The organism is Pseudomonas sp. P1_A1 (assembly GCF_056406935.1).
In genome coordinates, this window is the sequence record NZ_JBFTZE010000020.1 from 96,410 (window position 1) to 117,167 (window position 20,758).

The following is a 20,758-nucleotide window of genomic DNA, read 5'->3' on the forward strand; positions in this document are numbered from 1 at the left end:
CCTTGGCATTGCCTGCCGCGATTTGAAAAGAAATCCATGATTATCGACCTCTACGGATTCGGCCCGGCGCTCGCCGCTGGCGCACTGATGACTGTAAAACTGGCACTCTCGGCCTTGTGCCTGGGGCTGGTGCTCGGTCTGCTCGGCGCCTTGGCCAAGACTTCCCCGTACAAGCCGCTGCAATGGCTTGGCGGCACTTATTCAACGCTGGTTCGCGGCATCCCGGAATTGCTCTGGGTGCTGTTGATCTACTTCGGCACGGTCAATCTGATGCGTGCGCTGGGTGAGTTCTTCGGCAATCCCGAGCTCGAACTCAACGCCTTTGCCGCCGGCGTGATTGCGCTGGGGCTGTGTTTCGGCGCCTATGCCACGGAAGTGTTTCGCGGGGCGATTCTGGCGATTCCCAAAGGCCACCGTGAAGCCGGTGTAGCCTTGGGTCTGTCGAAATTCCGCATCTTTACCAAGTTGATCATGCCGCAGATGTGGCGCATCGCCCTGCCGGGCCTGGGCAATCTGTTCATGATTCTGATGAAAGACACTGCGCTGGTATCGGTCATCGGCCTTGAAGAAATCATGCGTCACGCACAAATCGGCGTGACCGTGTCCAAGCAACCGTTCACCTTCTATATGGTGGCTGCCTTCATGTACCTGGGCCTGACCATTCTGGCCATGACCGGCATGCACTTAATGGAACGACGCGCCGCTCGCGGCTTTGCGAGGAGCACCCAATGAATTGGGAAGTCATCATCAAGTGGCTGCCAAAACTGGCTCAGGGCGCGACGCTGACCCTGGAGCTGGTGGCCATCGCCGTGATTGCCGGGTTGCTGCTGGCAATTCCGCTGGGCATCGCTCGCTCATCGCGACTCTGGTATGTGCGGGCATTCCCCTACGGCTACATCTTCTTTTTCCGTGGCACTCCGTTGCTGGTTCAACTGTTCCTGGTCTACTACGGCCTGGCGCAGTTCGACGTGGTGCGTAACAGCTCGATGTGGCCGTACCTGCGCGATCCGTTCTGGTGCGCCACCGCGACCATGACCTTGCACACTGCCGCCTACATCGCTGAGATCCTGCGCGGCGCGATCCAGGCGATTCCACCGGGCGAGATCGAAGCGGCGCGGGCGCTGGGCATGTCCCGGGCCAAGGCGTTGTTCTACATCATGCTGCCACGTGCTGCGCGTATCGGCCTGCCGGCGTACAGCAACGAAGTGATCCTGATGCTCAAGGCCAGTGCCCTGGCCAGTACCGTGACCCTGCTGGAACTGACCGGCATGGCCCGCACCATCATTGCTCGCACCTACCTGCCGGTGGAGATCTTCTTCGCCGCGGGCATGTTCTATCTGCTGATGGCTTACGTGCTGGTGCGCGGCTTCAAGCTGCTGGAGCGCTGGCTGCGCGTCGATGCCTGCCAAGGGCGTTGATGCCTGCGTGCTGACGGGCGAGACTCTGCTCGCCCGCTTCGCTGCGCTGGATGCTTTTCTGATCGAGCATCAAGCGCTGTGGAAGCCCCGACCGTTTACCCATCTGCAACTACCCTGGGAAGCATCCTACCCGGAGTTGGCGTTGTGGCTACGCGGGCGGTCGCTGGAAGATGCAGAAAACAGTCATAACCAGCCTGGCTGGCTCGATGCGCCGGAGCCGTTTGTTTCATTGGCGGCGATGTCTCTTGAGCTGAGTGCGATAGGCGAATTGCCCGCTCGTGCACTCGAAGCGGCGGGCCATCGGTTGAATGTGGATGTGCCGGGACGCAAGTGGCAGCAGATTGAAGCATTCGCCGGTTGCTTACAGTTTGCCCGCGCACCGACGCATTGGCTGGACTGGTGTTCGGGCAAGGGCCATTTGGGGCGACGCCTGCTGCAAATCGGTCAACAATTGACCTGCCTGGAATACGACCCGGCGCTGGTCGCCAGCGGCCAGGCACTCAGCCAGCGCCATCAAATGCATGCGCTACATGTCGAACAGGATGTACTCGCACCTGGCGCAGCCTCTTTATTGAATGCCGATCACACGCCCGTAGCGCTGCACGCCTGCGGGGATCTGCATGTGCGACTGATCCAGCTCGCCAGCGCCGCCGGGTGCAAACAACTGGCCATCGCACCGTGCTGCTACAACCGGATCAGTCTGAACACCTATCGGCCACTTTCCTGTGCGGCAGAGCGCTCCGACCTACAGCTTTCCCTCGATGATCTTGCGCTGCCGATGAGCGAAACCGTCACCGCCGGCGCTCGCGTCCGACGCCAGCGCGACACCTCCATGGCCCGGCGCCTGGGGTTCGACCTGCTGCAACGGCAGCTGCGCGGTATCGACGAATACCTGCCCACCCCTTCCCTGCCCAGCGCCTGGCTGGACAAACCCTTCTCCGATTACTGCCGCGATCTGGCCGCACTCAAAGACTTATCCACAGTCGGCACGCCAGATTGGGCCGCACTGGAAGCCGCCGGCTGGAAGCGATTGGCCGAAGTGCGCAACCTGGAGCTGCTGCGAGGTCTTTTCCGCCGGCCTCTGGAGCTGTGGCTGGTACTCGATCGGGCACTTTTCCTCATTGAGCAGGGTTATGTCGTTCGTCTCGGCACCTTCTGCGAATCCCCACTCACACCGCGCAATTTCCTGCTCCTGGCAGAACGTCCTTAAACAGCCGCAGCCTGTGGATAACTCTGTTGATGGAATTTTCGTGGATCCAATATCCACGCTGTCTCACGCCTAAAACACTGTTGGTTATTTTTTGTTCACAAAAATAAAAAACCTGTAAAACAGGTATTTGCGGGCAAATGAGAACGGGTCTACAAAAGCGGAATGAACAAGGCAGGTCCTCTAGTCGATTGTGCATAAGCATTTCATCAAAACGACATAACCGCTGAATACCGGACACCCACGGCTGAAAATTGCGCCTTGCTATTCCAGCATGCCGGGGCCGACAGTGCGGCCATGAACAAGAAAAGTCTAACCGCCTGGAGGCGGTCGTGACGTTCATTTCTTACCCACAGAATTTCGAAGACATCCGCCTGCGGCGAGCCCTGCAGAAACTCAAAAGAGTACTGGCCCACGCCTGACCGAAAGCCAGCGCAAAAATAGTCTGAATTCAGGGGTTTACAGGACCAACCCAATCGCTATAATCGTCGCCCTGACACGCCGGTATAGCTCAGATGGTAGAGCAACTGACTTGTAATCAGTAGGTCCCGGGTTCGATTCCTGGTGCCGGCACCACTTTAGGCTCCATTGCATTCCACTGAATGCTCTGGAAGCCCCGAAAACCCGCCCTTTGGCGGGTTTTTTCGTTCCAGAACCCTCCGTCGGGTTCCAAGAAAATCCCCCTTCCCAGCAGCTATCTTTGGGGTACAGCGTCTTTGTTATCTGGAGACCGTACCCTATGCCACGTCTAGCGATCCCCCTCAGCGACCTGCAATGCCGCACGGCTAAACCCCGCGAACGCGCCTACAAGCTTTTCGACGGCGGCAGCATGTACCTCTTCGTCAAACCCAACGGCGTCAAGACCTGGCGCCTGAGGTATTTCAAGCCCAGCGGCAAGGAAGCCACGCTGATCATCGGCAATTACCCCATCGTGTCCTTGGCCGTCGCAAGGCGTAAGCGCGACGAGGCCAAAGCGCTGCTGCTCGACAACCTAGATCCAATGGAAGAGAAGAGAAAGGCCAAGATAGCAGCTCAGCGAGCGGCTCTGCTTTTCGAAACCGTTGCCCTTGAGTGGCACGCCGACATGTCCCGCCGCTGGACCGAAGGCCATGCAAAAACGGTGATGAGCCGACTGCGCACCCACGTATTCCCGCTCATAGGCCAACGGCCCATCGCCGAGCTCGATACCCACGACCTGCTGGAAATCACCCAGCGCATCAAGGAGCGCGGCACCATGGATGTGGCGCTCAGGGTGCAAAACTACTTATCCACCATCATGCGTGGGGCCAAAAGAGCTCGGCAGATCAGCGAGAACCCCGCGCTGGATCTTGCAGGCTCGATCCACGCGCCGCGCACAGTCCATCGTCCTGCACTCTCGCTCAATCGCCTGCCCGAACTGCTACACCGCATCGACAACTACAACGGCCGCGAGATGACGCGCCTCGCCGTCCTGCTAACGCTCCATGTGTTCGTCCGGTCCAGCGAACTGCGCTTCGCGAGATGGAGTGAGTTCGACTTTCAACGGGCCATGTGGGAAATCCCCGACGTGCGTGCACCGATTGACGGGGTACGTAACTCCACACGTGGGACCAAGATGAACGGCGACATTCAAATCGTCCCGCTTTCACCACAAGTTATCGAGATTCTGCAGCGGCTGCGCAGCCTGAGCCGCTTTTCAGAGCTGGTGCTGCCCGGTGATCACAAATACTGGAAACCCATGTCCGAAAACACCGTGAATCAAGTGCTGCGCAATGTCGGATATGACACGGCCAAGGATGTGTGCGGCCATGGCTTCAGAACCATGGCCTGTAGCGCCTTGCTAGAGTCAGGGCTGTGGACAGATGCTGCCATCGAACGGCAGATGAGCCACAAGGAACGCAACCGCGTGCGCGCCGCGTATATCCACAAAGCCGAATTCCTTGAACAGCGCAGGCTAATCATGGCGTGGTGGAGCAACTACCTCGATGCCAACCGCCATGGGCATGTAACGCCTCACGAATTCGCCCACCCTGTCGGCGACAATATCACCGCCCTGCCAAACAGTCGTGGCACATTCCATCGTGGGTAAGCTTGTGAGATCACCGCAGTCCGCCCTTCCACGCGGGTCCATCCAAGCAGGGCAGCAAAGCCGCCCTGCTTGGATGGACCTCACTTAAAAAATCTAAAGCCTGCGCAACTGTCTGTGGAAAACCACTGATTTCCACCGGTGGATAATTTCATCCACAGCCGCAAAATCCCCGAAAAATCGAGCCTTGACCGAAATTATCCACAGGCGTAAAAAAGATCGTGCAAGTGCTGTCGTTGACAGCAACCCAGGTAGCCAGAACCTTTGAGGCTACGCCACGAACGTGGTGGTTCACCCCCAAGTGCGATTAGCGTCCGGCGGCTCGCACGGTCACAGCAATGTGATGGATGCCTACTTCTCAACTTTGCCTACTGCGGCAAAACCCACCCTACCCGGCTGCCCTGCAGCAACCTATCCGCTTGGCCATTTCACTGCGCCAACCTGCGTTCGTCTCTTACTTCCAGGAAGAGACGAACGCTCCTACCGCTGCTGCAGCCCAACTCGTACAAGGCTTTGCGGCATTCCCCCTCGTGACAATCGGCGTGACAAACACCGAAAAATCACCAGCAACAGCGATGCAGATGATGGTGCCGCAGCCCACGGAATGGACTGCACCTGACTGACAGTCAGGCATGCCCCGGTCATCGCATTACTGCCTTCACCCAACTCAGGATCTCGCGGCGCTGGTCTCGTTAGCCAGCGCAGCCTCCACCCGCCCACTTCCTCGGAAGTGCTCAGGAGGCCAGATCATGAGATGCCCAAGCTCTTGGCCGTAAGGAGCCGCCTGTCCCGCGTCAGTGGACAACCCTCACAGGTCGCAGGGGCCTTGATCCCTGATAGCACTCAACATCCATGGCGGGATGACGTGGGGAAAGTTTCAAGGGCTTTGGCATTGAGAGGAGTTTGATCATGGCATTGGTCGGTAGACGCGACGGGCGAAATTTTGGATGGGGTCGGCAGCTGAGCTATGCCGGGCCGCAGGCATTGCGCGATATGTTTGGCGGTGGGCATTACGCCACGGTCAAAGCACACAGTGATCGGTGGCAGGCGTTTGTGCGCTGGTGTCGGTCGGAGGATGGGCCAGGGTTTAACGATTCGCGAAAAATTGATCGGCAGACCTTGTTGGACTATGCCGGGCATCTGCGGCAGCAAGTTGAACAAGGGGCTATCTGCATCGCCACCGCGCAAAACCGGTTATCCAGCGTGAACCGGACCATGGCCGCGCTTCGCGGTGATCAGTATGTGAAAGTGCCGAGTCCGAGCAAGGCACTAGGCATGCGGCGCACCAGTGTTCGTCGCTCGGTGCCGCAAGGCCAAGACCGCGAACACGTGAAGCGGATCGTCGACGTCCTCTGCGAACACCAAATGCCGCGCGCCGCGGCCATCGCTCAGTTGGCGCGAGCCACCGGCATGCGCTTGCGTGAGGCCATTTTGGCCGACCTACCGCGTCTAAAACGTGAGGCTGAACAATACGGCAAGATCAACATCCAAGATGGCACCAAAGGGGGCCGCTCAGGTGCCTCGGCACCTCGCTGGATTACGGTAGATGAGCATATTCGTGACGCTCTGAGGTTTGCCGAACAGGTCTCGCCTGACGGTAGCCGCAACCTGTTAGCTCCGCACGAAAGCTACCGCGATTTCAGGCAGTGCGTCGTTCGGGCTGCTCGGGACATACTCCATACGCACAACCTCAAAGGCTTCCACGAATTGCGGGCGGCCTATGCGTGCGAACGCTACGAGCAAATCACCCATCATCTCGCGCCCATCAACGGTGGTCGCTGCTATCAGCTCGACCAACGCCTCGATCGGGAGGCCCGAGACCAAATCAGCTATGAGCTGGGGCACGGCCGTATCGACGTGGTATCGGCTTACATTGGTGGTCGAGCATGAGCAAGCCATTCGATATGGAACTGTTCCTGGCGAGCGCTCTGACCGGGTCGCATGCCACGCACCTGCGTCACCTTCGCCAAGCGAAGGCCATTCAAGCAGCGATCTCTAATCGCTGGCACCTAGATAATCCATGGACCTGGCAGCGAAAGCATCTCGTATGGTTTCTAAACCACCGCGTGAACCAGCACGCGAAATCGACCCGCTATTACTATCTGCTGACCATGCATTTGCTCACTCTTCGCTTAGAAAAATCCTGGCAGTTCAACCGCTAGCCGCAGGTCAACAACCAGCCAAAAGCTAGATGTGTGATTATCAAGTACAGGACTAGCAGACCGGTTATTCTCTTTGACTTCGGGATCAGTCAAGGGAGCTCACTGACTATGTAGTAATAATAGGAAGAATATGTACCGATATCTAATTCAGACCTGAAGCTGACACTATAGAATCATCTAGAAATTCTGGGATATTTTACATTAACTCAAAAACTCAGAAACCATCAAAATGGCCCACTTAAAAATATGACCACTTCGAATATTGATATGCATTTTCAAGCTATTTGGCGCCGGGCGCAGAATCAGCAATCACTGAATAATATTACGCCAGACTTAATTAGGTGCTGGGCTGCTGAAAGAGGTCTCAAGGTAGAGGGTGTTGATGAGCATAATGTGGGGGCCTTCAGAGGTATAAAGTGTGTTGTTTTGACCGCAGAAGGGGGAAAAGCCTGTTTCCCTAAAGTAGTGCCAAAAGATGACCCGATTTGGGTCCGTGCATCAGAAGCAGCAGAGCAGGAGGCTGCTATATGGGAGAAAATGGAGTGGTTTTCTCCGCTTTGGGTATCTCGCATACAGGTGACGCAACTGCTTAGAGATGCAGCACACTGCACCAAAGAGAGAGCCGTAGAACTTTTCGGTTATCACACATCAACCATTTATACTCTCGCCTTTCAGGCAGTCTGCATTGCGCAGTTGATGCCGCGCGCGCATAGCTTAAAAGAATTTTGCCCTCTTGCACGCGAGGCCTACCTCGCTTTCTATAGCGGGTACAGAGCATCAAGTATCTCCGCATTAATTCCGGTTATTGAGGGTTCACTAACAAGAATAGTTTCTGACTCTGGAGGCGATCTAGCAATAGCCACCAAAGTTGATCGTGCAATTAACCGCGCCATCCAAACCGCTGCACGATTGCATTTTGACCGTATGTGGGTGCCCGGCGAATACCAAAGCCTAGAGTTTCTATTTGCACAGGACGAGCGTGTCTTTGTGTTTGAGACTTTCCGTCGCTGGTTGCACAGGTCATTCTTCAGAAACACAGGTGAATATGATGGGGCAACTTGGCTCAATCGCCATCTCTTCGCCCATGGGTCTTCGCCCGAGTGGCAACAGTCTGCGAACTTCACAAGATTAATTATCGCGCTAGCGACTTTAGGTGTAGTGGAGTCATGGCATGACGAGTCAAACGCCGTAAAACTGTTCTTTCCGGAGATGGATGAGAACAGCACGCTTCTTTGGGAACAAGGGAAATTTCAAGCAAGCGCGCAAGCAATTCTGAAACTACTTGAAGAGAAGCGATACCAAGAGAACGGACGACTTGTTCCTGAACTTCCGACTGATGACGGCATACTGCTGAGGGCTGCCCTATTATCTGAGGAGTGCATAAACGATTTGGTTCGTCCCCTGCGCGATGCAGGATGGAACGTCGATGTGAGCGAGCCAGATGAGCAAGCCCTTTACGTGACTGTTGTTGCGAGCAGCGAGGAAGAGCAGTTTGGCGTAGCCCTTCTTTATAGCTGTGCGACCGAGAATACGATATATCGGGAGCTTGCGAAGACATCCAGCGTGATTCTTTATCGCGGAGCACCCTACAAGCAAGATCAATTTGCTTATGGACTCGATATACATGTTGGCCCAGTAACAGCTTGGCAACCGCCACTAGCACCTCATTTCAGGAGACGTTAAATATTTAAACCCCAGCAACCCTAATCCAGTGCTCCCACTTCCTCCCCTTGCGACCGGCAGCCACGACAAAACTCAGGAGAAATGCGCGAAAACGATTTAGCGTTTACTTGATTTTGCTGCCCTCCTTCTGGGGGAAGGGGACAGATTTATTTTCTAGCTATGAACGTCCGCACTGGAAGGTTTCTGCCGATCACCGTTGATCGCGACTGGCGGAAATTAGCGAAAACCGACCGTCAATGGGTCGCTGTTGAAGACTCATTACTGAGTAGAAAATTCGGCTCTATTCAAAACGCGCAGTGAAGCGTTAACGGAGAAAGCTAACGGGAAGCAGTCAAAGAACATCAAAAAATTAACCTTATAAAACATATAGTTAATCTTAAATTAAATTCTTTGGTTGGCAAAATTTTTTTATGCATCCACACTCTTGGCTCACTCATTGCTTTAAGGGATTAAAATGGCTGAGCCTCGCGCTTTTATCAGTTTTGACGTGGATAACAACAGCACAGACAAAGTAATGTTTGCAGGCCAAGCATGGCACTCTAAAACGCCATTCGCACACGAAGACTGGTCTGCAAAAAGCCCAATGCCTCAGTCGCAGTGGGAAGCAATAATCCGAGAAAAAATAAACAAAACACACCTCCTTATAGTTCTAGTAGGCCGGCATATGGCTACAGCAACAGGGGTTGTAAAAGAAATAGAAATGGCCCGCTCCCAAAATATTCCTTTTTTTGGAGTTTATGTCGATGGCGCGAATAGCACCAGTACACTTCCGACCGGGCTAAGTAGAAACCGAGTAATTACGTGGACTTGGGATGGCATTGCAAGCGCAGTTACCCAGATGATGGGAGAAGGCAAAAACGCAGTAAAGCCATCATGAAAAAAGCACTAGTGGTTGGAATAAATTATTACGAAAAAATAAAAAAACTTCACGGATGCGTAAATGATGCATACAAAGTAAATCAAGTACTTGAACGACATATGAACGGAGAGCTAAATTTCGACGTAAAACATGTCACCGCTGTTGATGCAGAAAGTGCCGTCACACGAAAACAATTAAAAGAAGACATCAGAAAGCTTTTCGAGGACGACTCCCAGATTGCTCTATTTTATTTCGCAGGCCATGGATACATCGAAGACTCTGCCGGGTATCTTTTGACTTCAGAGTGTCTCGAAGGCGATGATGGGCTACCTCTTCAAGACATCCTTGACATGGCAAATTCTTCGAAGGCAAAAAATAAAATAATTGTATTAGACAGCTGTCATTCTGGGATAGCTGGCACGTTAAAATCATTGGGAGACAAAGCAATACTGACTGAGGGAATGACAATTCTCACGGCATCGACCAAAGATCAGTATGCTGAAGAGGCTGATGGATCTGGCATTTTCACATCTTTATTCGTTGATGCGCTAAATGGAGGAGCTGCCAACCTGCTTGGGGACATTACCCCTGGTAGCATTTACGCGCACATAGATCAGTCGTTGAGCCTCTGGGAGCAGCGGCCAGTTTTCAAGACAAATGTTAAAGCATTTACCTCCCTAAGAAAGGTGTCACCTCCAATTCAGCTTTCTGAACTTCGCCAACTCACCGACTTCTTCGAAACGGCTAATACCGAGTTCGCACTAGATCCAAGCTTTGAGCCACAACCTCCCGCACCCAACCACGGCATGGAACCCGACCCTGAAAATACCCGAAAATTCGCAATACTACAAAAACTAAATCGCTTAAATCTAGTTAAACCAGTTGGTGAAGACCATATGTATTTCGCCGCAATGAATTCAAAAACATGCAAACTTACAGTTCTTGGCGAGCATTACTGGAATCTAGTTACCAATAAGCGAATCTAAAGACAATTAAAGGATCGCAATTTGACAGCCGATAAATTATTTGAATATTACGAAAAAATCTACTTCTATGAGCTAGCTAGGAAAGAGCAGATTTTTTCTCGATTGAGCATTCCACTTGCAACTATAATTGCGATTGCCGGCTTCTACTCAATAATTATTAGCGGCGATAGAACAGTATTGACACTCGGCGCCAAAATATGGTTTCTAACAATACTTGCTATATCGGTTGTGTCCCTTGCCATCGGCGTTTATTTTTTCATAGATGCCCTATTAGGTAAGGTAGACAAAAACATGCCGGAGCCGAACATCATTGAAAAATATAGGCTAGACTTACTAAATTATTATAGCGAAGAAGATGACACCGAAGCTATAGTCGCACAAGAAATTAGAAGATACTACTATGAAAAATATATGGACTGCGCAACTATCTGCACTATAAATAATGACAGAAAAAGCTCCAGCCTATACTTCTGTAATATTGCACTAATCAGCGCGGCTATGGTAGCCGTCGTAGCGTACGCCGTTATAACAATCCCTAAATTATAAAGAGACATAAACATGACGCAAAAACCGCCTCCGCCACCGCCGCCGCCAACTCGAAATGTGAGAGGGGATGTTCGCCCCCCATCTCCATCTTCACCACCTCGCCCAGCTCCTCGCCCTATTAATCAAAAATGAAAAAAACCGGCCTTGGCCGGTTTTTCAATCCCGAATTCGATTCCACTGAAAGCCATAACTAGCTGATTTATTTATAGTTATCAGTAGAGGTACGCCAAATTTTCCACCGAATTCCAGACCCGCAGAAAACCTAGCCTCGTTCAAGACTACCGTTCGTCTGGTGCCGGCACCATACAAAACAAAGCCCTCGTAGAAATACGAGGGCTTTGTTGTTTCCGGGGTTGGAGAATCGCTTCCACCCGACCTTGATAGCCCCAACCTGAAACGCACGCCAATACACCCGCCAAGCCTAGGTTGACGTAGTCAGCATGCTCAAATCGTGCGGGTCTTTTTTGCTGCCCCTTTGCCAAGCAAGGGGGCGGTTTCCACTTCCAGCATCAGCAACACCATTTCCGTCAATTCGGCGTCGGACTTCTGTCCCGCATAGAGGTCATGGAGTGCTTTGGCGAAGGGGATGCGCAGGTCTTGGTTTTCTTCGCGGGCGGTATCGCTGTATTGCATGAGTTCGCTGATGGCTCGCAGCACAGCCGCTTGCCACCGAGCGGTGGTCCTGGGACCATCGCTGGTGATTGCAATCAACTTATCCTTCGTCAGCTGGCGAAGGGCAGGTTCTCGCAACGGCTTAAGCGGCTTTGGGTTGCGAGTGATCTTTGACATACCGGACGATACTCAGCGTTTCCTGCCGGAACTGCTCGTAGTCGATCTGCTGGGCGTTAATAAAGGTGCTGCCCATCATGGTCAGCGAGCCCATAAAGCTGGCTTCGGAAATTTCCTCGTCGCTCGCGCCAAACAAGCGCGCGGCTTCGGTATGGAACAGGGCGCAATACTTGCAACGGGTCGCCCCGGACACCGCCAGACCTATCAACTCCTTGTACTTATTAGGAATCTTGGTATCTGCCAGCCAAAAATCCCGGGCTACGCCCCAGAATCCTATCGCTCCGCCTTCCGGCATCTGCTTGATCCACTCCGGTACCAGACCCAGGGTCTGTTCAATTTCCTGATAGGTATCACGAATGGCCATTTGACACCTCCTTGCCTCTGTAGAGAGATCTTCTACAGAGATACAAATAGTTTAGTTCGCTGGTGGCCATGCCAGAGCCGGCAGCAGCACGACTCCAGCAATGAATTCTTAAACATCGTAGAAACAACAGGATGGATTTAGACTTTTCGGGCGCAATGACGTACCGCTCAGTACCTGGAGTTATCAGATTTGGCGGGCTGGCTAAGAGACGATCTCCGGATGATGCAAGTGCTGGTAATACGGGCGCCATACAAAACAAAGCCCTCGCAAAAACGCGAGGGCTTTGTTGCTTCTGATGTTTAGAAAACAGGTCTTAGTGACCCGCACTCTGCCCGCCGTCAACATGCAGAATTTCCCCGGTGACAAAGTTGGCGCTGTCCAGATACACAACAGCCTGAGCAATATCACTGATCTCGCCCATATGCCCAACCGGGTGCAAATTCCCCAGCGCTGCATGAGTTTCCTCACCATGCATCGGCGTTTTGATGATGCCGGGGCTAACCGCGTTTACCCGAATCCCGCGCTTGGCGTACTCGATTGCCAGGGACTTGGTCGCCGCGTTCAAGCCACCTTTGGTCAACGAAGCCAGTACCGATGGCACACCGTCAATGGCGTGGTCCACCAGGCTGGTGGTGATGTTAACAACGTGGCCTTTACCCTGTTTTTCCATCTCTGCGATCGCGAGTTGGGTGATGTAGAAGAAACCATTCAGGTTCACCGACAGCACCGCGGCATAGTCTTCAGGGGTGTAGGCAGTGAACGGCTTGGCAACGAAGATCCCGGCGTTGTTGACCAGGGTGTCGATGCGGCCAAAACGTGTGATCGCTTCACGAATGACTTGCCGAGCAACCGCCGGGTCGCCGATGTCGCCCGCCACGGTGAGGATGTCCGGGTCGGTGGACGGTTTGATCGAACGCGAGGTGGCGACAACCTTGTAATCAAGATCACGGAAAGCCTTGACCATGCCTGCGCCGAGCCCTTGGGATGCGCCAGTAATAACGATGACTTTTTTAGAATTGCTCATGATGAACCTCAACTGATAAATGATGGTTTGAAAAGGTGATTAATCAGGCTTCAACAGGCGCCTGTGCCATTTGTCTCAACATCTGTTCGTAGTACTCGACCGATTGCGAACCGGACACCAGGTGACGACCGTTGAGAATCATGGCCGGTACCGAATTGATGCCGCGCTCGCGGTAAAACGCCTCAAGCTCACGCACTTCCGGGGCAAACGCTCCGGACACCAACACCTCACGCGCGCTCGCCGCATTCAATCCCACTTGCGCCGCCAGTCGAACCAGCGTCTCGCGATCGTTCGGGTTCTGGCCGTCGGTGAAATAAGCGCGCAGCAAGGTTTTCTTGAATGCGACCTGCCGCCCTTCCTGCAATGCCCAGAGCAACAGCCGATGAGCATCAAACGTGTTGTAGAAGTGGGTGCGCTTCTCCAGATCGAACTTGAACCCGATGGCTTCACCACGAGCGATCTGCATCGCTTTACCGGCGGCGACGTCCTCGGCGCTGCGTCCGTACTTACGCATCAAGTGCGCAACTGCGTTCTCGCCTTCCGCCGGCATGTCCGGATTCAGCTCGAAAGGCTTGAAAGTCAGATCGACCGAGACCTCACCCGCCACGTTCTCGATCGCTTGCTCCAGCGCCGTCGCACCCAAGGCGCACCACGGGCACACCACATCGGAAATGAAATCGATGGTGACGGAGGCGGTCATGACTGCCCCTCCGCCTCAGCCAGCTGCTTGCGGTACTGGGTGGTGGTGATACCGGCATAGCCCCAGTTATCGGTGTCGACTTCCTCGATCACGATGTGGGTCAGGTCCGGGCGTTTGTTGAGGACGCGTTCCAGGGTTTCAGTGATTTCGGCGATCACCTGAGCTTTCTGCTCTGAGGTAACGCCATCGCGGGTAATGCGTACGCTGACAAAAGGCATGATGAGTCTCCAGTGACCTGCCCTTCGGGATGAGGGGTAGGTGGGTGGAGCTCAATTTAGGAGGTTGGCTTGGGGGGATAAAGGTGGGGGCGGGAACATCATTAGTGACATGGTGTAATGAGTTCAGGTGGAACGTATCGCTATTTTCTGAAATATCGCGCATAAAAAAGCCCCGAATCAATCGAGGCTTTTTGCGTTTCGCCGTGCTTCACATCTCACTGACTTCAAACACAAACGAAATCCTGCGACTGCTCGCACTCCACACATACCGAATGTGCTTCCCTTGCTTGGGAATAGAAACAGCCGGAGGTCGAAACGCAGCCACACATTCATGCCCAGGCAATCGAACGCTGTTGTAGAGCAATCCCCAGGACAACGTTTCGCGCAGTTGCCGGGCAAAGGCCTGGGCCGGCCCGTAGGCGTTGGGATCTGGGTCGTGCAGGTGTGGGTAGTCGGCGCGGATGTCGTGCAGAGGTTTGACCACCCGGTTGACGTAGGTACGCATGGTCAACTCAAGATCCGGTTCGTTGGTCGCGGCGAGGAAGCGTTCCTGGTGATAGCTCGTCTCGGCAATGGCCGCTGCCTGGCTGCTGGCGGCGTAGTAGACGCCGAAGGTGCCGTCGGTGAAGCGGCTGGTTTTGCCGATGTGGGTGAACGCGGCCATCACCGGTGTGGAGCCGGGGCCGGAGATGCGGTCTTCGGGGCGCACGCGGGTGAGCACGCCGGCTTCCTCCATCAACCGATCGTTGGTCAAGGCTTCCAACGCGTAGGCAGTGGGCAGGTCTTCGGGGTCGAGGACGTCTTCGAACAACGAGATCGGCGGGAAGCAACTGTTGACGATCCGATAGGCCCGCGGCCACTGCGGGTCGGCCAGTTCCGGCGCCATCAACCGCGCACCCCGTCGAGGTAGCGGCGCACATCAGCGATGTCGACCACGCGACCGGCCAGCATGTAGCTCAATGCCGATTGGCCATTGAACGGTGCGGCGGTGTTGGGGCTGCTGACCCATGTATAGGCACGTTCGCGACTGTTGCTGAAGATGATGCTCAGCGCTTTGTGGATACCCATCAAATACGAGATGCGCTCCAGGGTGTCGTGGGGCAGGCGCACGTTGGGTGGCAGGTGTTTGTATTTGTAGAAAGTCGTATTACCGACTTTGCCCAGGAGTGTGCGTTGTTGCTCGGCGCTACAGCCCCAGCGTTCCATGAGGTTGAAGAAAAATTTCAGCGCGACTCGACCGGCTTCGGGGGAGTCGAGTTGTTGCTGTGGGCTGAGGACAGTGGATGAGGCAGGCATGGGAATAGCCTCCTTGGGTATGATGTCTTGATTTCAGGCTAGTACAGATACGAACAAAAATGAATTTTTAATTCGCAAATGTATTGATCTATTCCCCTTCGGAAAGAGCATTCACACCCGCTTTTCCGCAGCCTGAAAAGACGCCGACATACGGTCCGACACACACGTTGACACCCACACTATAGGGGCAGAGAATTAAATCGAGAGCGCGAAACCGACTACCTCCAAGTGGTAATAGTCGGCGTAGGAACCTCGTTGATGACTTGGAAATCGACGCCTGGTGAGACCTCTTCTCCCCTGCTTGAGGGAGCACAATATCAAGCACCTTTTCATGAAAGCAGCCTGATCAGGCTGCTTTTTTTTGCCTTGGGAAAAGGTTTCGTTGATAAAACAAGCAGCCAAAAAACGCCCACACCTCCCCATCCGGGCCACTTTCTTGACCCCGATCACCTCCCCCTCAACAAAAATCTCGATCCTGTGGAAGCCTCCAGCCATCGGACGCAGAATCATTTCGCTACTAAACTCGGGACAAGCATGCTCTGGTACAGGATCATAGCCAGCACGCGACCCACGCCCACCGGGCGGCAAGGTACACAACAATAGCCAGCCCACTTTAGAGGGCATTACCCAAATGGATAGCAGAACCTTACGCAACCTCATGCGCATCGTGCAGACCGGCTCGTTGTCGGCGGCGGCAGAGCATTCCTTTTTGACCGTGCAGGCATTGGCCGCGCAGTTGAACAAGGTCGAAGAGCAGTTCGGTTTTCGGTTGTTTCGTCGCTCCAACAAGGGGTTGACTCTGACCACACAGGGCACGGAGCTCACGCCCTACATGGACAAAGTGTTGGTTGCCACGCGGCAGCTGGAAGAGAAAGTCGCCGCACTCAAGGTCCCCGGGCAGCGCACGCTCAAGGTTGCGCTTAACACCACGCTCTCGGCCGACTTCAACCGGCGAATGATCGGACGCCTCATCGAGGTGTTTCCTGATTATCAGCTGGAATTCAGCTATGCCGAGTCGATGGAAAACCTCAGCAAGTTGAAGAATGAGGACTTCGACCTGGCCGTGCTGATCGGGCCGCAACAGCCGGGGTTGCCCAGCATTGCGCTGCCCGATGTGCAGGTGCAGGTGGTCGGTGCTCATTGCGGTCAGGAAAACGACCCGCTGGTGCTGCTTGGCAATAAATTTCAGGTTCGGCCGGCCGACGACTGTCCGTATTCCCACAGCTTCTTGCGCTTTCTCGACGCAGGCCTTGGCAACTACGAGTCAGGCAAGCGGATGATCTATTCCTGCAGTGAAACCCTGACCCTATCGTTGATCACGCAAATGGACGGCTTGGGCATGGTTTCCCGTGAGGCGGCCCTGCGTAACGGCCTGACCATTTTCCCGGGGTTCGAGGATTCCCTCGAAGTGCGGCTGGCGATCAATAATCCCGAGTTGTCGGGTCAGGCCTTGAATGAAGTGGTCGATCTGCCGTTACATGAACGAGCCGAGCGCAATGTACGCAGCCGTTCCCACCGCAACGGAGAGAAAGAGGTTTTTGCTGAAATACGCACATAACAACGTCGGAATGGCTGCATAGAATTCCGGGCGATCGAGCTGCACATGCTGATCCTTGATCAACAGAGGCGTGAGGCTGATGGCAGCCACGATCGCCACCGGCAGGTATTCCAGCGCCCGGGCGACCAGGGGTGGCCAATGATCGGTGTTCACCTGCAGCGGCAACGCGCGTGGCAGGAATGTCACGGCCATCATCAGCGCGACGACCAGGATCAGGAACGTTTGGTCAGGCATACACCCACTCCGCAGCCCACGAATGTGGCGATGAATACGTTGAAGGGTGAGTTGCCAATCAGGCTCAGTGCACCCATGCAAGCAACCGCGGCCAGTGCGGCGATCAGTTTGTTGCGGGTGTTGCAGAGCGATACCAGCACGTAGAGCATCATCGCGGTCAGCGCATAGTCGAGCTGATATTTGATCAGGTGCGCCGCGTACTGCGCGCAGATCGCCCCCAGCAAACCGCCGAGTACCCACGAGGTGTGGCAATACAGATTGAAGCCGATCAGGTAACGCACATTGACCGGCGTGCCCTTGCCCAGTTTGACGCTGTGGAAGGCGAACGATTCATCGGTCAGCCCACCGGCATAACACCAGCGTTCCAGACGACTGAGCCCCATCGCCTGCAGGGCCTTGGCCATGTAGACCGACATCAGCATGTGCCGCGCATTGATCAGAAACGTGGTGAGGATGATGGTGGTCAGCGACGCGCCGCTGGAGATCAGCGCCAGGGCGGCGAACTGCGAGGCACCGGCGTAGACGAACAGGCACATCGCGACCGGCAGCCACACGGGCAACCCGGCATTGACGGCCATCAGACCGAACACAAACGACACCGTGAAGTAGCCCGCAACCACCGGGCTGGCTTCAGCAAACGTGCGCGAGGGCTGGGGCTCGACCATCAGCGGCTGGCTGCTGGACGTCTCATTCATAGGTCCCTCTCAAAGGTCGTTTCGCCGCGCGGCTCACAAAAGCCCTGGGCACTCCAAAAACGTTTGCCGGCAAGGTTAGCATCGTCGACAAACAGGAACATCCGCAGCACACCCACCCGTTTCATGTCCGCCGAGGCCGCTTCCACCAGACGCTGACCGACGCCCTGGCTGCGATACAACGGGCTCACCGCCAGGTGATTGATGGTGCCACGACTGCCAAGCATGCCGCCCAACACCGCGCCGACCACTTCGCCACGGACATCGAGCGCGAGGAACGCGGTGGTGGTGTTCTGCACCAGCACACCGCGCAGGCATTTGGCGTCCTGCCATTCACAGAACGACACTTCTTCGAATTGCCGAAAGAAGCGCTCCAGGCGTTGGGCATCCTTGGCCGTCGCGCGTCGCAGCATCACCGGTGCAGAGCACTCGGCGATGTTCATCATGGGGTCGAACTGTTCAGCGAACAATGTCGAAAGCGGTCCCGGGCCGCGAGAAGGAAATGGCCAGAATCTGCCGATAGGCCATTTCGTGAGCATGGGTGTTGCGTGCCGGTGTCACGTAGTGACGCATCTCGCGATCGAGGAAGTAGGTGGTGTCGAGGATTTCCATATAAGTCGTCGCCGCCAGCTGTTCCTCTTGGGCCGAATACAAACGGCTCTGCGCCCCGTCCACGTTGTTACGGCCCCAGAAGTGCACACCGCTGAACGGATAACCGTCGCAGTGAATACCTTCCGGGGTGATTTCCAGTTGCTTGCCCGGCTTGATCTCGATGCGGATCTGATGAATCTGGCATTGCCAGATTTCGTCGTGCAGTTCCGGCGGCAATACGTGTTTGTACACCTCGAAATCCGTATCGATGAGGCTGCGCATCACCGGCGAATTAATGACCTCATTAGAGAAGTCCTGGAAGTGCCGCTCCAGTCCACCGACGTAGCTGTTGTTGGCCTTCGATTGCACGTAGGCGCGGTGTTCCAATTGCGTCAAGTCACGGGTGACCGGGTTGTATTCAAAATCGCTGTAGCGACGAAAACGCATGCCCGCATCGGCCTGGCCGTAATAACTGTCCGGCTCCATGTTTTCCCAACTTTTGGTCAATCTGACGAAGTCGGAAAAATGACCGAAGAGATTGAAGTCGGCTCCCTGGACGTTGACATACTTGTCGCGCCGTAGCGATTCGCCAACTTCTTTGTTCAACACGATCATTACTAGGTCTCCGCTGCATTAAGCGGCCTAATCTAGTAGGTGCCTGATTGACGGCCCATGAGAAAGAATTTCAGGCATATCAAGCGTTGCTTGAAACGCAGGATGAAGTTACTTCAATTCGTTTTTTTACGATCGAAAACAGCCGTTTTCGGTGTTTTTCTACGGTCATGAGGCAAAAAAACCCCGAACCAGTCGGGGTTTTTATCGAGTCAGAACAACTCAACCGATCATCAGAAGATGTTGATCGGGTAATCCACGAACACCCGCAGCTCGTTGCCGCTGACGTTGTACTCGCTGGATTTCTGCGACACACGCAGGATCGAGCTGCGTACCTTCACGCTCAGGTCTTTGGCCGGGCCACTCTGCACGACGTACTTGAACTGGTTGAAGATCTCGCGCTCGGTGCCGCCTTCGCTGGTGGAAGTGGTGATGTTGTCGCCGCGCACGTAGGCCACGTTGTAGCTCAGGCCTGGAACGCCGAAGGCACTGAAGTCCAGACCGTAACCCAGCTGCCAGCTGCGTTCGTCTTCGGCGTTGAAGTCGGACCAGTAGGAGTTCGCCAGGTAGATGGTGTTGCCGCCGTCGCCGACGCGGTTTTGGCCGCGCTGATAGCCGCCATAGGCATAACCCAGATTGCTGTCGCCGGTGCTGCGCTGATGGGCGAGGGTGAACGAGTGCGGGCCGGTGGCGAAGGTCGCTGCCAGGCTCCAGATTTTATTGTCGTCGCCGGTGACACCGTTTTCCCGGACGTAGGAGTTGTCCAGTTTGGTGCGATAGCCGTTGAAGTCCAGGGTCAGGGACTGATCCTTGGCAATCGGGAACACGTAATTGGCGTTCACGTATTGCTTCTTCAGCACGTCTTCGACGTCGGAAGCGTACAGCGCTGCCTTGAACTGTTCAGTGAACTGGTAGCTACCGCCCAATACATTGATCGACTTCAAGCCACCGCTGTCACGGCCTTCAGCGCTTTTGCGCGATTCGGCGGTGAAGCGACCGGCGTTCAGCTCCAGGCCTTTGATCTCTTTGGAGGTGATCAAGGTGCCGGTATAGCTTTCCGGCAGCAGGCGGGAGTTGTCGTAGTTAAGCACCGGCAGGGCCGGCATCTGGTCGCCGTAGGTCAGGACGGTGCTGGAGATACGGAATTTGACCGCGCCACCGAACTTGGACAAGTCATCCGCCGCGTTGCCGCTGTCGCCCTGCTTGAAGAAGTCGATACCACCGGCGCCGCTGCGGCCTTTGCCGCCGTCCAGACGCAGTGCGTACAGACCGAAGGCATCCACACCCACACCGACGGTGCCTTGGGTGAAACCGGACGAGTAAGTACCGATGGCCGCTTGGCCCCATTCGGCTTTGTCCGGGTTACCGTCTTTATAGTCACGATTGATGTAGGCGTTACGCAGCAACACTTTGAGGCTGCTGTCTTCAACAAAACCCTTGGATTCGGCCTGGTCATTAGCCATGGCCTGTGTGGCGCTCAACATCCCCAGTGCGATCAGGCTGATTCGCTTGTTCAACATGTTATTTTCCTTATTACGGGTTGATACGCTCTGTGCCAAACAGCTGAAACGGCGCTATCGCGCTCTTTTTTCACCGCAAAAACAAAAAGGCCCGCCCACGAAAATTCGCGGCGGGCCTTTTATTGTTTTGTCAGTCGTGGCGGTTAGCCACAGGCGTTGGGGCGCATCCTATCTGCGCCCTTAATGAGGTGTCAATTTCGTGAATCTTCTGTAAATAGGCGAAAATCGTCTAAG

Annotated in this window: 24 protein-coding genes and 1 tRNA gene; 13 read left to right on the plus strand and 12 right to left on the minus strand. The window is 54.8% G+C overall.

Annotated features, from left to right (window positions below):
* Nucleotides 1–36 precede the first annotated feature (36 nt).
* The 11 genes from AC1D2Q_RS24530 to AC1D2Q_RS24580 all read left to right on the plus strand — a co-directional run bounded on the left by AC1D2Q_RS24530 (nt 37) and on the right by AC1D2Q_RS24580 (nt 10,926).
* Entirely contained in the window at nt 37–732 is a 696-nt protein-coding gene (locus tag AC1D2Q_RS24530; RefSeq protein ID WP_018929228.1) for an ABC transporter permease, read from the plus strand.
* Nucleotides 729–1,418 (plus strand): ABC transporter permease, encoded by a 690-nt coding sequence (locus AC1D2Q_RS24535; RefSeq protein WP_305410816.1) that lies wholly within the window; start codon nt 729–731, stop codon nt 1,416–1,418. Before AC1D2Q_RS24530 ends, AC1D2Q_RS24535 begins: the two co-directional genes overlap by 4 nt.
* A complete protein-coding gene (locus tag AC1D2Q_RS24540; protein WP_477814834.1) occupies nt 1,399–2,628 on the plus strand; it encodes a methyltransferase in 1,230 nt (409 codons plus the stop codon). Before AC1D2Q_RS24535 ends, AC1D2Q_RS24540 begins: the two co-directional genes overlap by 20 nt.
* 497 nt (nt 2,629–3,125) lie before the next feature.
* Nucleotides 3,126–3,201 (plus strand) — tRNA-Thr (locus AC1D2Q_RS24545).
* A gap of 163 nt (nt 3,202–3,364) precedes the next feature.
* On the plus strand, nt 3,365–4,693 hold the full coding sequence (locus AC1D2Q_RS24550) for a tyrosine-type recombinase/integrase (RefSeq protein ID WP_477814835.1): 1,329 nt from the start codon (nt 3,365–3,367) through the stop codon (nt 4,691–4,693).
* A gap of 906 nt (nt 4,694–5,599) precedes the next feature.
* On the plus strand, nt 5,600–6,580 hold the full coding sequence (locus tag AC1D2Q_RS24555; protein ID WP_477814836.1) for an integrase domain-containing protein: 981 nt from the start codon (nt 5,600–5,602) through the stop codon (nt 6,578–6,580).
* Nucleotides 6,577–6,852, plus strand: coding sequence for a hypothetical protein (locus AC1D2Q_RS24560; protein WP_477814837.1), 276 nt, complete (start codon nt 6,577–6,579; stop codon nt 6,850–6,852). Before AC1D2Q_RS24555 ends, AC1D2Q_RS24560 begins: the two co-directional genes overlap by 4 nt.
* Before the next feature lie 246 nt (nt 6,853–7,098).
* Complete coding sequence (locus AC1D2Q_RS24565; RefSeq protein ID WP_477814838.1) at nt 7,099–8,535, plus strand: hypothetical protein; 1,437 nt, start codon at nt 7,099–7,101, stop codon at nt 8,533–8,535.
* Nucleotides 8,536–8,989: 454 nt separating this feature from the next.
* Nucleotides 8,990–9,412, plus strand: coding sequence for a TIR domain-containing protein (locus tag AC1D2Q_RS24570; protein WP_477814839.1), 423 nt, complete (start codon nt 8,990–8,992; stop codon nt 9,410–9,412).
* Nucleotides 9,409–10,380, plus strand: a complete 972-nt coding sequence (locus tag AC1D2Q_RS24575) for a caspase family protein (RefSeq protein ID WP_477814840.1) — start codon at nt 9,409–9,411, stop codon at nt 10,378–10,380. Before AC1D2Q_RS24570 ends, AC1D2Q_RS24575 begins: the two co-directional genes overlap by 4 nt.
* A gap of 21 nt (nt 10,381–10,401) precedes the next feature.
* Nucleotides 10,402–10,926 (plus strand): hypothetical protein, encoded by a 525-nt coding sequence (locus tag AC1D2Q_RS24580; RefSeq protein WP_477814841.1) that lies wholly within the window; start codon nt 10,402–10,404, stop codon nt 10,924–10,926.
* Nucleotides 10,927–11,370: 444 nt separating this feature from the next.
* Here AC1D2Q_RS24580 and AC1D2Q_RS24585 read toward each other — a convergent pair whose 3' ends face one another.
* From AC1D2Q_RS24585 to AC1D2Q_RS24615, 7 genes are all read right to left on the minus strand, one after another.
* A complete protein-coding gene (locus tag AC1D2Q_RS24585; RefSeq protein WP_477814842.1) occupies nt 11,371–11,715 on the minus strand; it encodes a hypothetical protein in 345 nt (114 codons plus the stop codon).
* On the minus strand, nt 11,681–12,079 hold the full coding sequence (locus AC1D2Q_RS24590; protein WP_007939479.1) for a carboxymuconolactone decarboxylase family protein: 399 nt from the start codon (nt 12,077–12,079) through the stop codon (nt 11,681–11,683). Before AC1D2Q_RS24590 ends, AC1D2Q_RS24585 begins: the two co-directional genes overlap by 35 nt.
* Nucleotides 12,080–12,392: 313 nt before the next feature.
* Nucleotides 12,393–13,103: an SDR family NAD(P)-dependent oxidoreductase gene (locus tag AC1D2Q_RS24595; RefSeq protein ID WP_477814843.1), complete on the minus strand. Its 711-nt coding sequence runs from the start codon at nt 13,101–13,103 to the stop codon at nt 12,393–12,395.
* Nucleotides 13,104–13,146: 43 nt separating this feature from the next.
* A complete protein-coding gene (locus tag AC1D2Q_RS24600) occupies nt 13,147–13,803 on the minus strand; it encodes a DsbA family oxidoreductase (protein WP_477814844.1) in 657 nt (218 codons plus the stop codon).
* Nucleotides 13,800–14,021: a tautomerase family protein gene (locus tag AC1D2Q_RS24605; RefSeq protein WP_007939483.1), complete on the minus strand. Its 222-nt coding sequence runs from the start codon at nt 14,019–14,021 to the stop codon at nt 13,800–13,802. Before AC1D2Q_RS24605 ends, AC1D2Q_RS24600 begins: the two co-directional genes overlap by 4 nt.
* A 208-nt stretch (nt 14,022–14,229) precedes the next feature.
* Nucleotides 14,230–14,907: an RES family NAD+ phosphorylase gene (locus AC1D2Q_RS24610; protein ID WP_305410810.1), complete on the minus strand. Its 678-nt coding sequence runs from the start codon at nt 14,905–14,907 to the stop codon at nt 14,230–14,232.
* Nucleotides 14,907–15,317, minus strand: coding sequence for an MbcA/ParS/Xre antitoxin family protein (locus AC1D2Q_RS24615; RefSeq protein WP_477814845.1), 411 nt, complete (start codon nt 15,315–15,317; stop codon nt 14,907–14,909). The genes AC1D2Q_RS24610 and AC1D2Q_RS24615 overlap by 1 nt, the downstream gene beginning before the upstream one ends.
* Before the next feature lie 258 nt (nt 15,318–15,575).
* Between AC1D2Q_RS24615 and AC1D2Q_RS24620 the strand changes: the two genes are divergently transcribed.
* Together AC1D2Q_RS24620 and AC1D2Q_RS24625 are read left to right on the plus strand one after the other, a co-directional pair.
* Entirely contained in the window at nt 15,576–15,920 is a 345-nt protein-coding gene (locus tag AC1D2Q_RS24620; protein ID WP_477814846.1) for a hypothetical protein, read from the plus strand.
* Nucleotides 15,921–15,948: 28 nt separating this feature from the next.
* A complete protein-coding gene (locus AC1D2Q_RS24625; RefSeq protein ID WP_026346062.1) occupies nt 15,949–16,875 on the plus strand; it encodes a LysR family transcriptional regulator in 927 nt (308 codons plus the stop codon).
* Here AC1D2Q_RS24625 and AC1D2Q_RS24630 read toward each other — a convergent pair.
* The 5 genes from AC1D2Q_RS24630 to AC1D2Q_RS24650 form a co-directional block, all read right to left on the minus strand.
* Nucleotides 16,792–17,109, minus strand: a complete 318-nt coding sequence (locus AC1D2Q_RS24630) for an AzlD domain-containing protein (RefSeq protein WP_007939492.1) — start codon at nt 17,107–17,109, stop codon at nt 16,792–16,794. The two genes, AC1D2Q_RS24625 and AC1D2Q_RS24630, sit on opposite strands and share 84 nt — an antisense overlap.
* Nucleotides 17,088–17,804: an AzlC family ABC transporter permease gene (locus tag AC1D2Q_RS24635; RefSeq protein ID WP_477814847.1), complete on the minus strand. Its 717-nt coding sequence runs from the start codon at nt 17,802–17,804 to the stop codon at nt 17,088–17,090. Before AC1D2Q_RS24635 ends, AC1D2Q_RS24630 begins: the two co-directional genes overlap by 22 nt.
* Nucleotides 17,801–18,214 carry a GNAT family N-acetyltransferase gene (locus tag AC1D2Q_RS24640; protein WP_477814882.1) on the minus strand — a complete coding sequence of 138 codons (414 nt, stop codon included), beginning with the start codon at nt 18,212–18,214 and terminating at the stop codon, nt 17,801–17,803. Before AC1D2Q_RS24640 ends, AC1D2Q_RS24635 begins: the two co-directional genes overlap by 4 nt.
* 46 nt (nt 18,215–18,260) lie before the next feature.
* Nucleotides 18,261–19,007 (minus strand): 2OG-Fe dioxygenase family protein, encoded by a 747-nt coding sequence (locus tag AC1D2Q_RS24645; protein WP_477814848.1) that lies wholly within the window; start codon nt 19,005–19,007, stop codon nt 18,261–18,263.
* Between the two features lie 230 nt (nt 19,008–19,237).
* The gene (locus AC1D2Q_RS24650; RefSeq protein ID WP_477814849.1) at nt 19,238–20,524 is read right to left on the minus strand and encodes an OprD family porin; all 1,287 of its coding nucleotides are present in this window, start codon (nt 20,522–20,524) and stop codon (nt 19,238–19,240) included.
* Nucleotides 20,525–20,758 lie beyond the last annotated feature (234 nt).

Excerpts from the sequence above, each read along its gene's own strand:
- AC1D2Q_RS24530 (WP_018929228.1), top strand. The coding sequence starts at position 37 with ATGATTATCGACCTCTACGGATTCGGCCCGGCGCTCGCCGCTGGCGCA.
- AC1D2Q_RS24535 (WP_305410816.1), top strand. The coding sequence starts at position 729 with ATGAATTGGGAAGTCATCATCAAGTGGCTGCCAAAACTGGCTCAGGGC.
- AC1D2Q_RS24540 (WP_477814834.1), top strand. The coding sequence starts at position 1,399 with ATGCCTGCCAAGGGCGTTGATGCCTGCGTGCTGACGGGCGAGACTCTG.
- AC1D2Q_RS24550 (WP_477814835.1), top strand. The coding sequence starts at position 3,365 with ATGCCACGTCTAGCGATCCCCCTCAGCGACCTGCAATGCCGCACGGCT.
- AC1D2Q_RS24555 (WP_477814836.1), top strand. The coding sequence starts at position 5,600 with ATGGCATTGGTCGGTAGACGCGACGGGCGAAATTTTGGATGGGGTCGG.
- AC1D2Q_RS24560 (WP_477814837.1), top strand. The coding sequence starts at position 6,577 with ATGAGCAAGCCATTCGATATGGAACTGTTCCTGGCGAGCGCTCTGACC.
- AC1D2Q_RS24565 (WP_477814838.1), top strand. The coding sequence starts at position 7,099 with ATGACCACTTCGAATATTGATATGCATTTTCAAGCTATTTGGCGCCGG.
- AC1D2Q_RS24570 (WP_477814839.1), top strand. The coding sequence starts at position 8,990 with ATGGCTGAGCCTCGCGCTTTTATCAGTTTTGACGTGGATAACAACAGC.
- AC1D2Q_RS24575 (WP_477814840.1), top strand. The coding sequence starts at position 9,409 with ATGAAAAAAGCACTAGTGGTTGGAATAAATTATTACGAAAAAATAAAA.
- AC1D2Q_RS24585 (WP_477814842.1), bottom strand. The coding sequence starts at position 11,715 with ATGTCAAAGATCACTCGCAACCCAAAGCCGCTTAAGCCGTTGCGAGAA.
- AC1D2Q_RS24590 (WP_007939479.1), bottom strand. The coding sequence starts at position 12,079 with ATGGCCATTCGTGATACCTATCAGGAAATTGAACAGACCCTGGGTCTG.
- AC1D2Q_RS24595 (WP_477814843.1), bottom strand. The coding sequence starts at position 13,103 with ATGAGCAATTCTAAAAAAGTCATCGTTATTACTGGCGCATCCCAAGGG.
- AC1D2Q_RS24600 (WP_477814844.1), bottom strand. The coding sequence starts at position 13,803 with ATGACCGCCTCCGTCACCATCGATTTCATTTCCGATGTGGTGTGCCCG.
- AC1D2Q_RS24605 (WP_007939483.1), bottom strand. The coding sequence starts at position 14,021 with ATGCCTTTTGTCAGCGTACGCATTACCCGCGATGGCGTTACCTCAGAG.
- AC1D2Q_RS24610 (WP_305410810.1), bottom strand. The coding sequence starts at position 14,907 with ATGGCGCCGGAACTGGCCGACCCGCAGTGGCCGCGGGCCTATCGGATC.
- AC1D2Q_RS24615 (WP_477814845.1), bottom strand. The coding sequence starts at position 15,317 with ATGCCTGCCTCATCCACTGTCCTCAGCCCACAGCAACAACTCGACTCC.
- AC1D2Q_RS24620 (WP_477814846.1), top strand. The coding sequence starts at position 15,576 with ATGACTTGGAAATCGACGCCTGGTGAGACCTCTTCTCCCCTGCTTGAG.
- AC1D2Q_RS24625 (WP_026346062.1), top strand. The coding sequence starts at position 15,949 with ATGGATAGCAGAACCTTACGCAACCTCATGCGCATCGTGCAGACCGGC.
- AC1D2Q_RS24630 (WP_007939492.1), bottom strand. The coding sequence starts at position 17,109 with ATGCCTGACCAAACGTTCCTGATCCTGGTCGTCGCGCTGATGATGGCC.
- AC1D2Q_RS24635 (WP_477814847.1), bottom strand. The coding sequence starts at position 17,804 with ATGAATGAGACGTCCAGCAGCCAGCCGCTGATGGTCGAGCCCCAGCCC.
- AC1D2Q_RS24640 (WP_477814882.1), bottom strand. The coding sequence starts at position 18,214 with ATGCTGCGACGCGCGACGGCCAAGGATGCCCAACGCCTGGAGCGCTTC.
- AC1D2Q_RS24645 (WP_477814848.1), bottom strand. The coding sequence starts at position 19,007 with ATGATCGTGTTGAACAAAGAAGTTGGCGAATCGCTACGGCGCGACAAG.
- AC1D2Q_RS24650 (WP_477814849.1), bottom strand. The coding sequence starts at position 20,524 with ATGTTGAACAAGCGAATCAGCCTGATCGCACTGGGGATGTTGAGCGCC.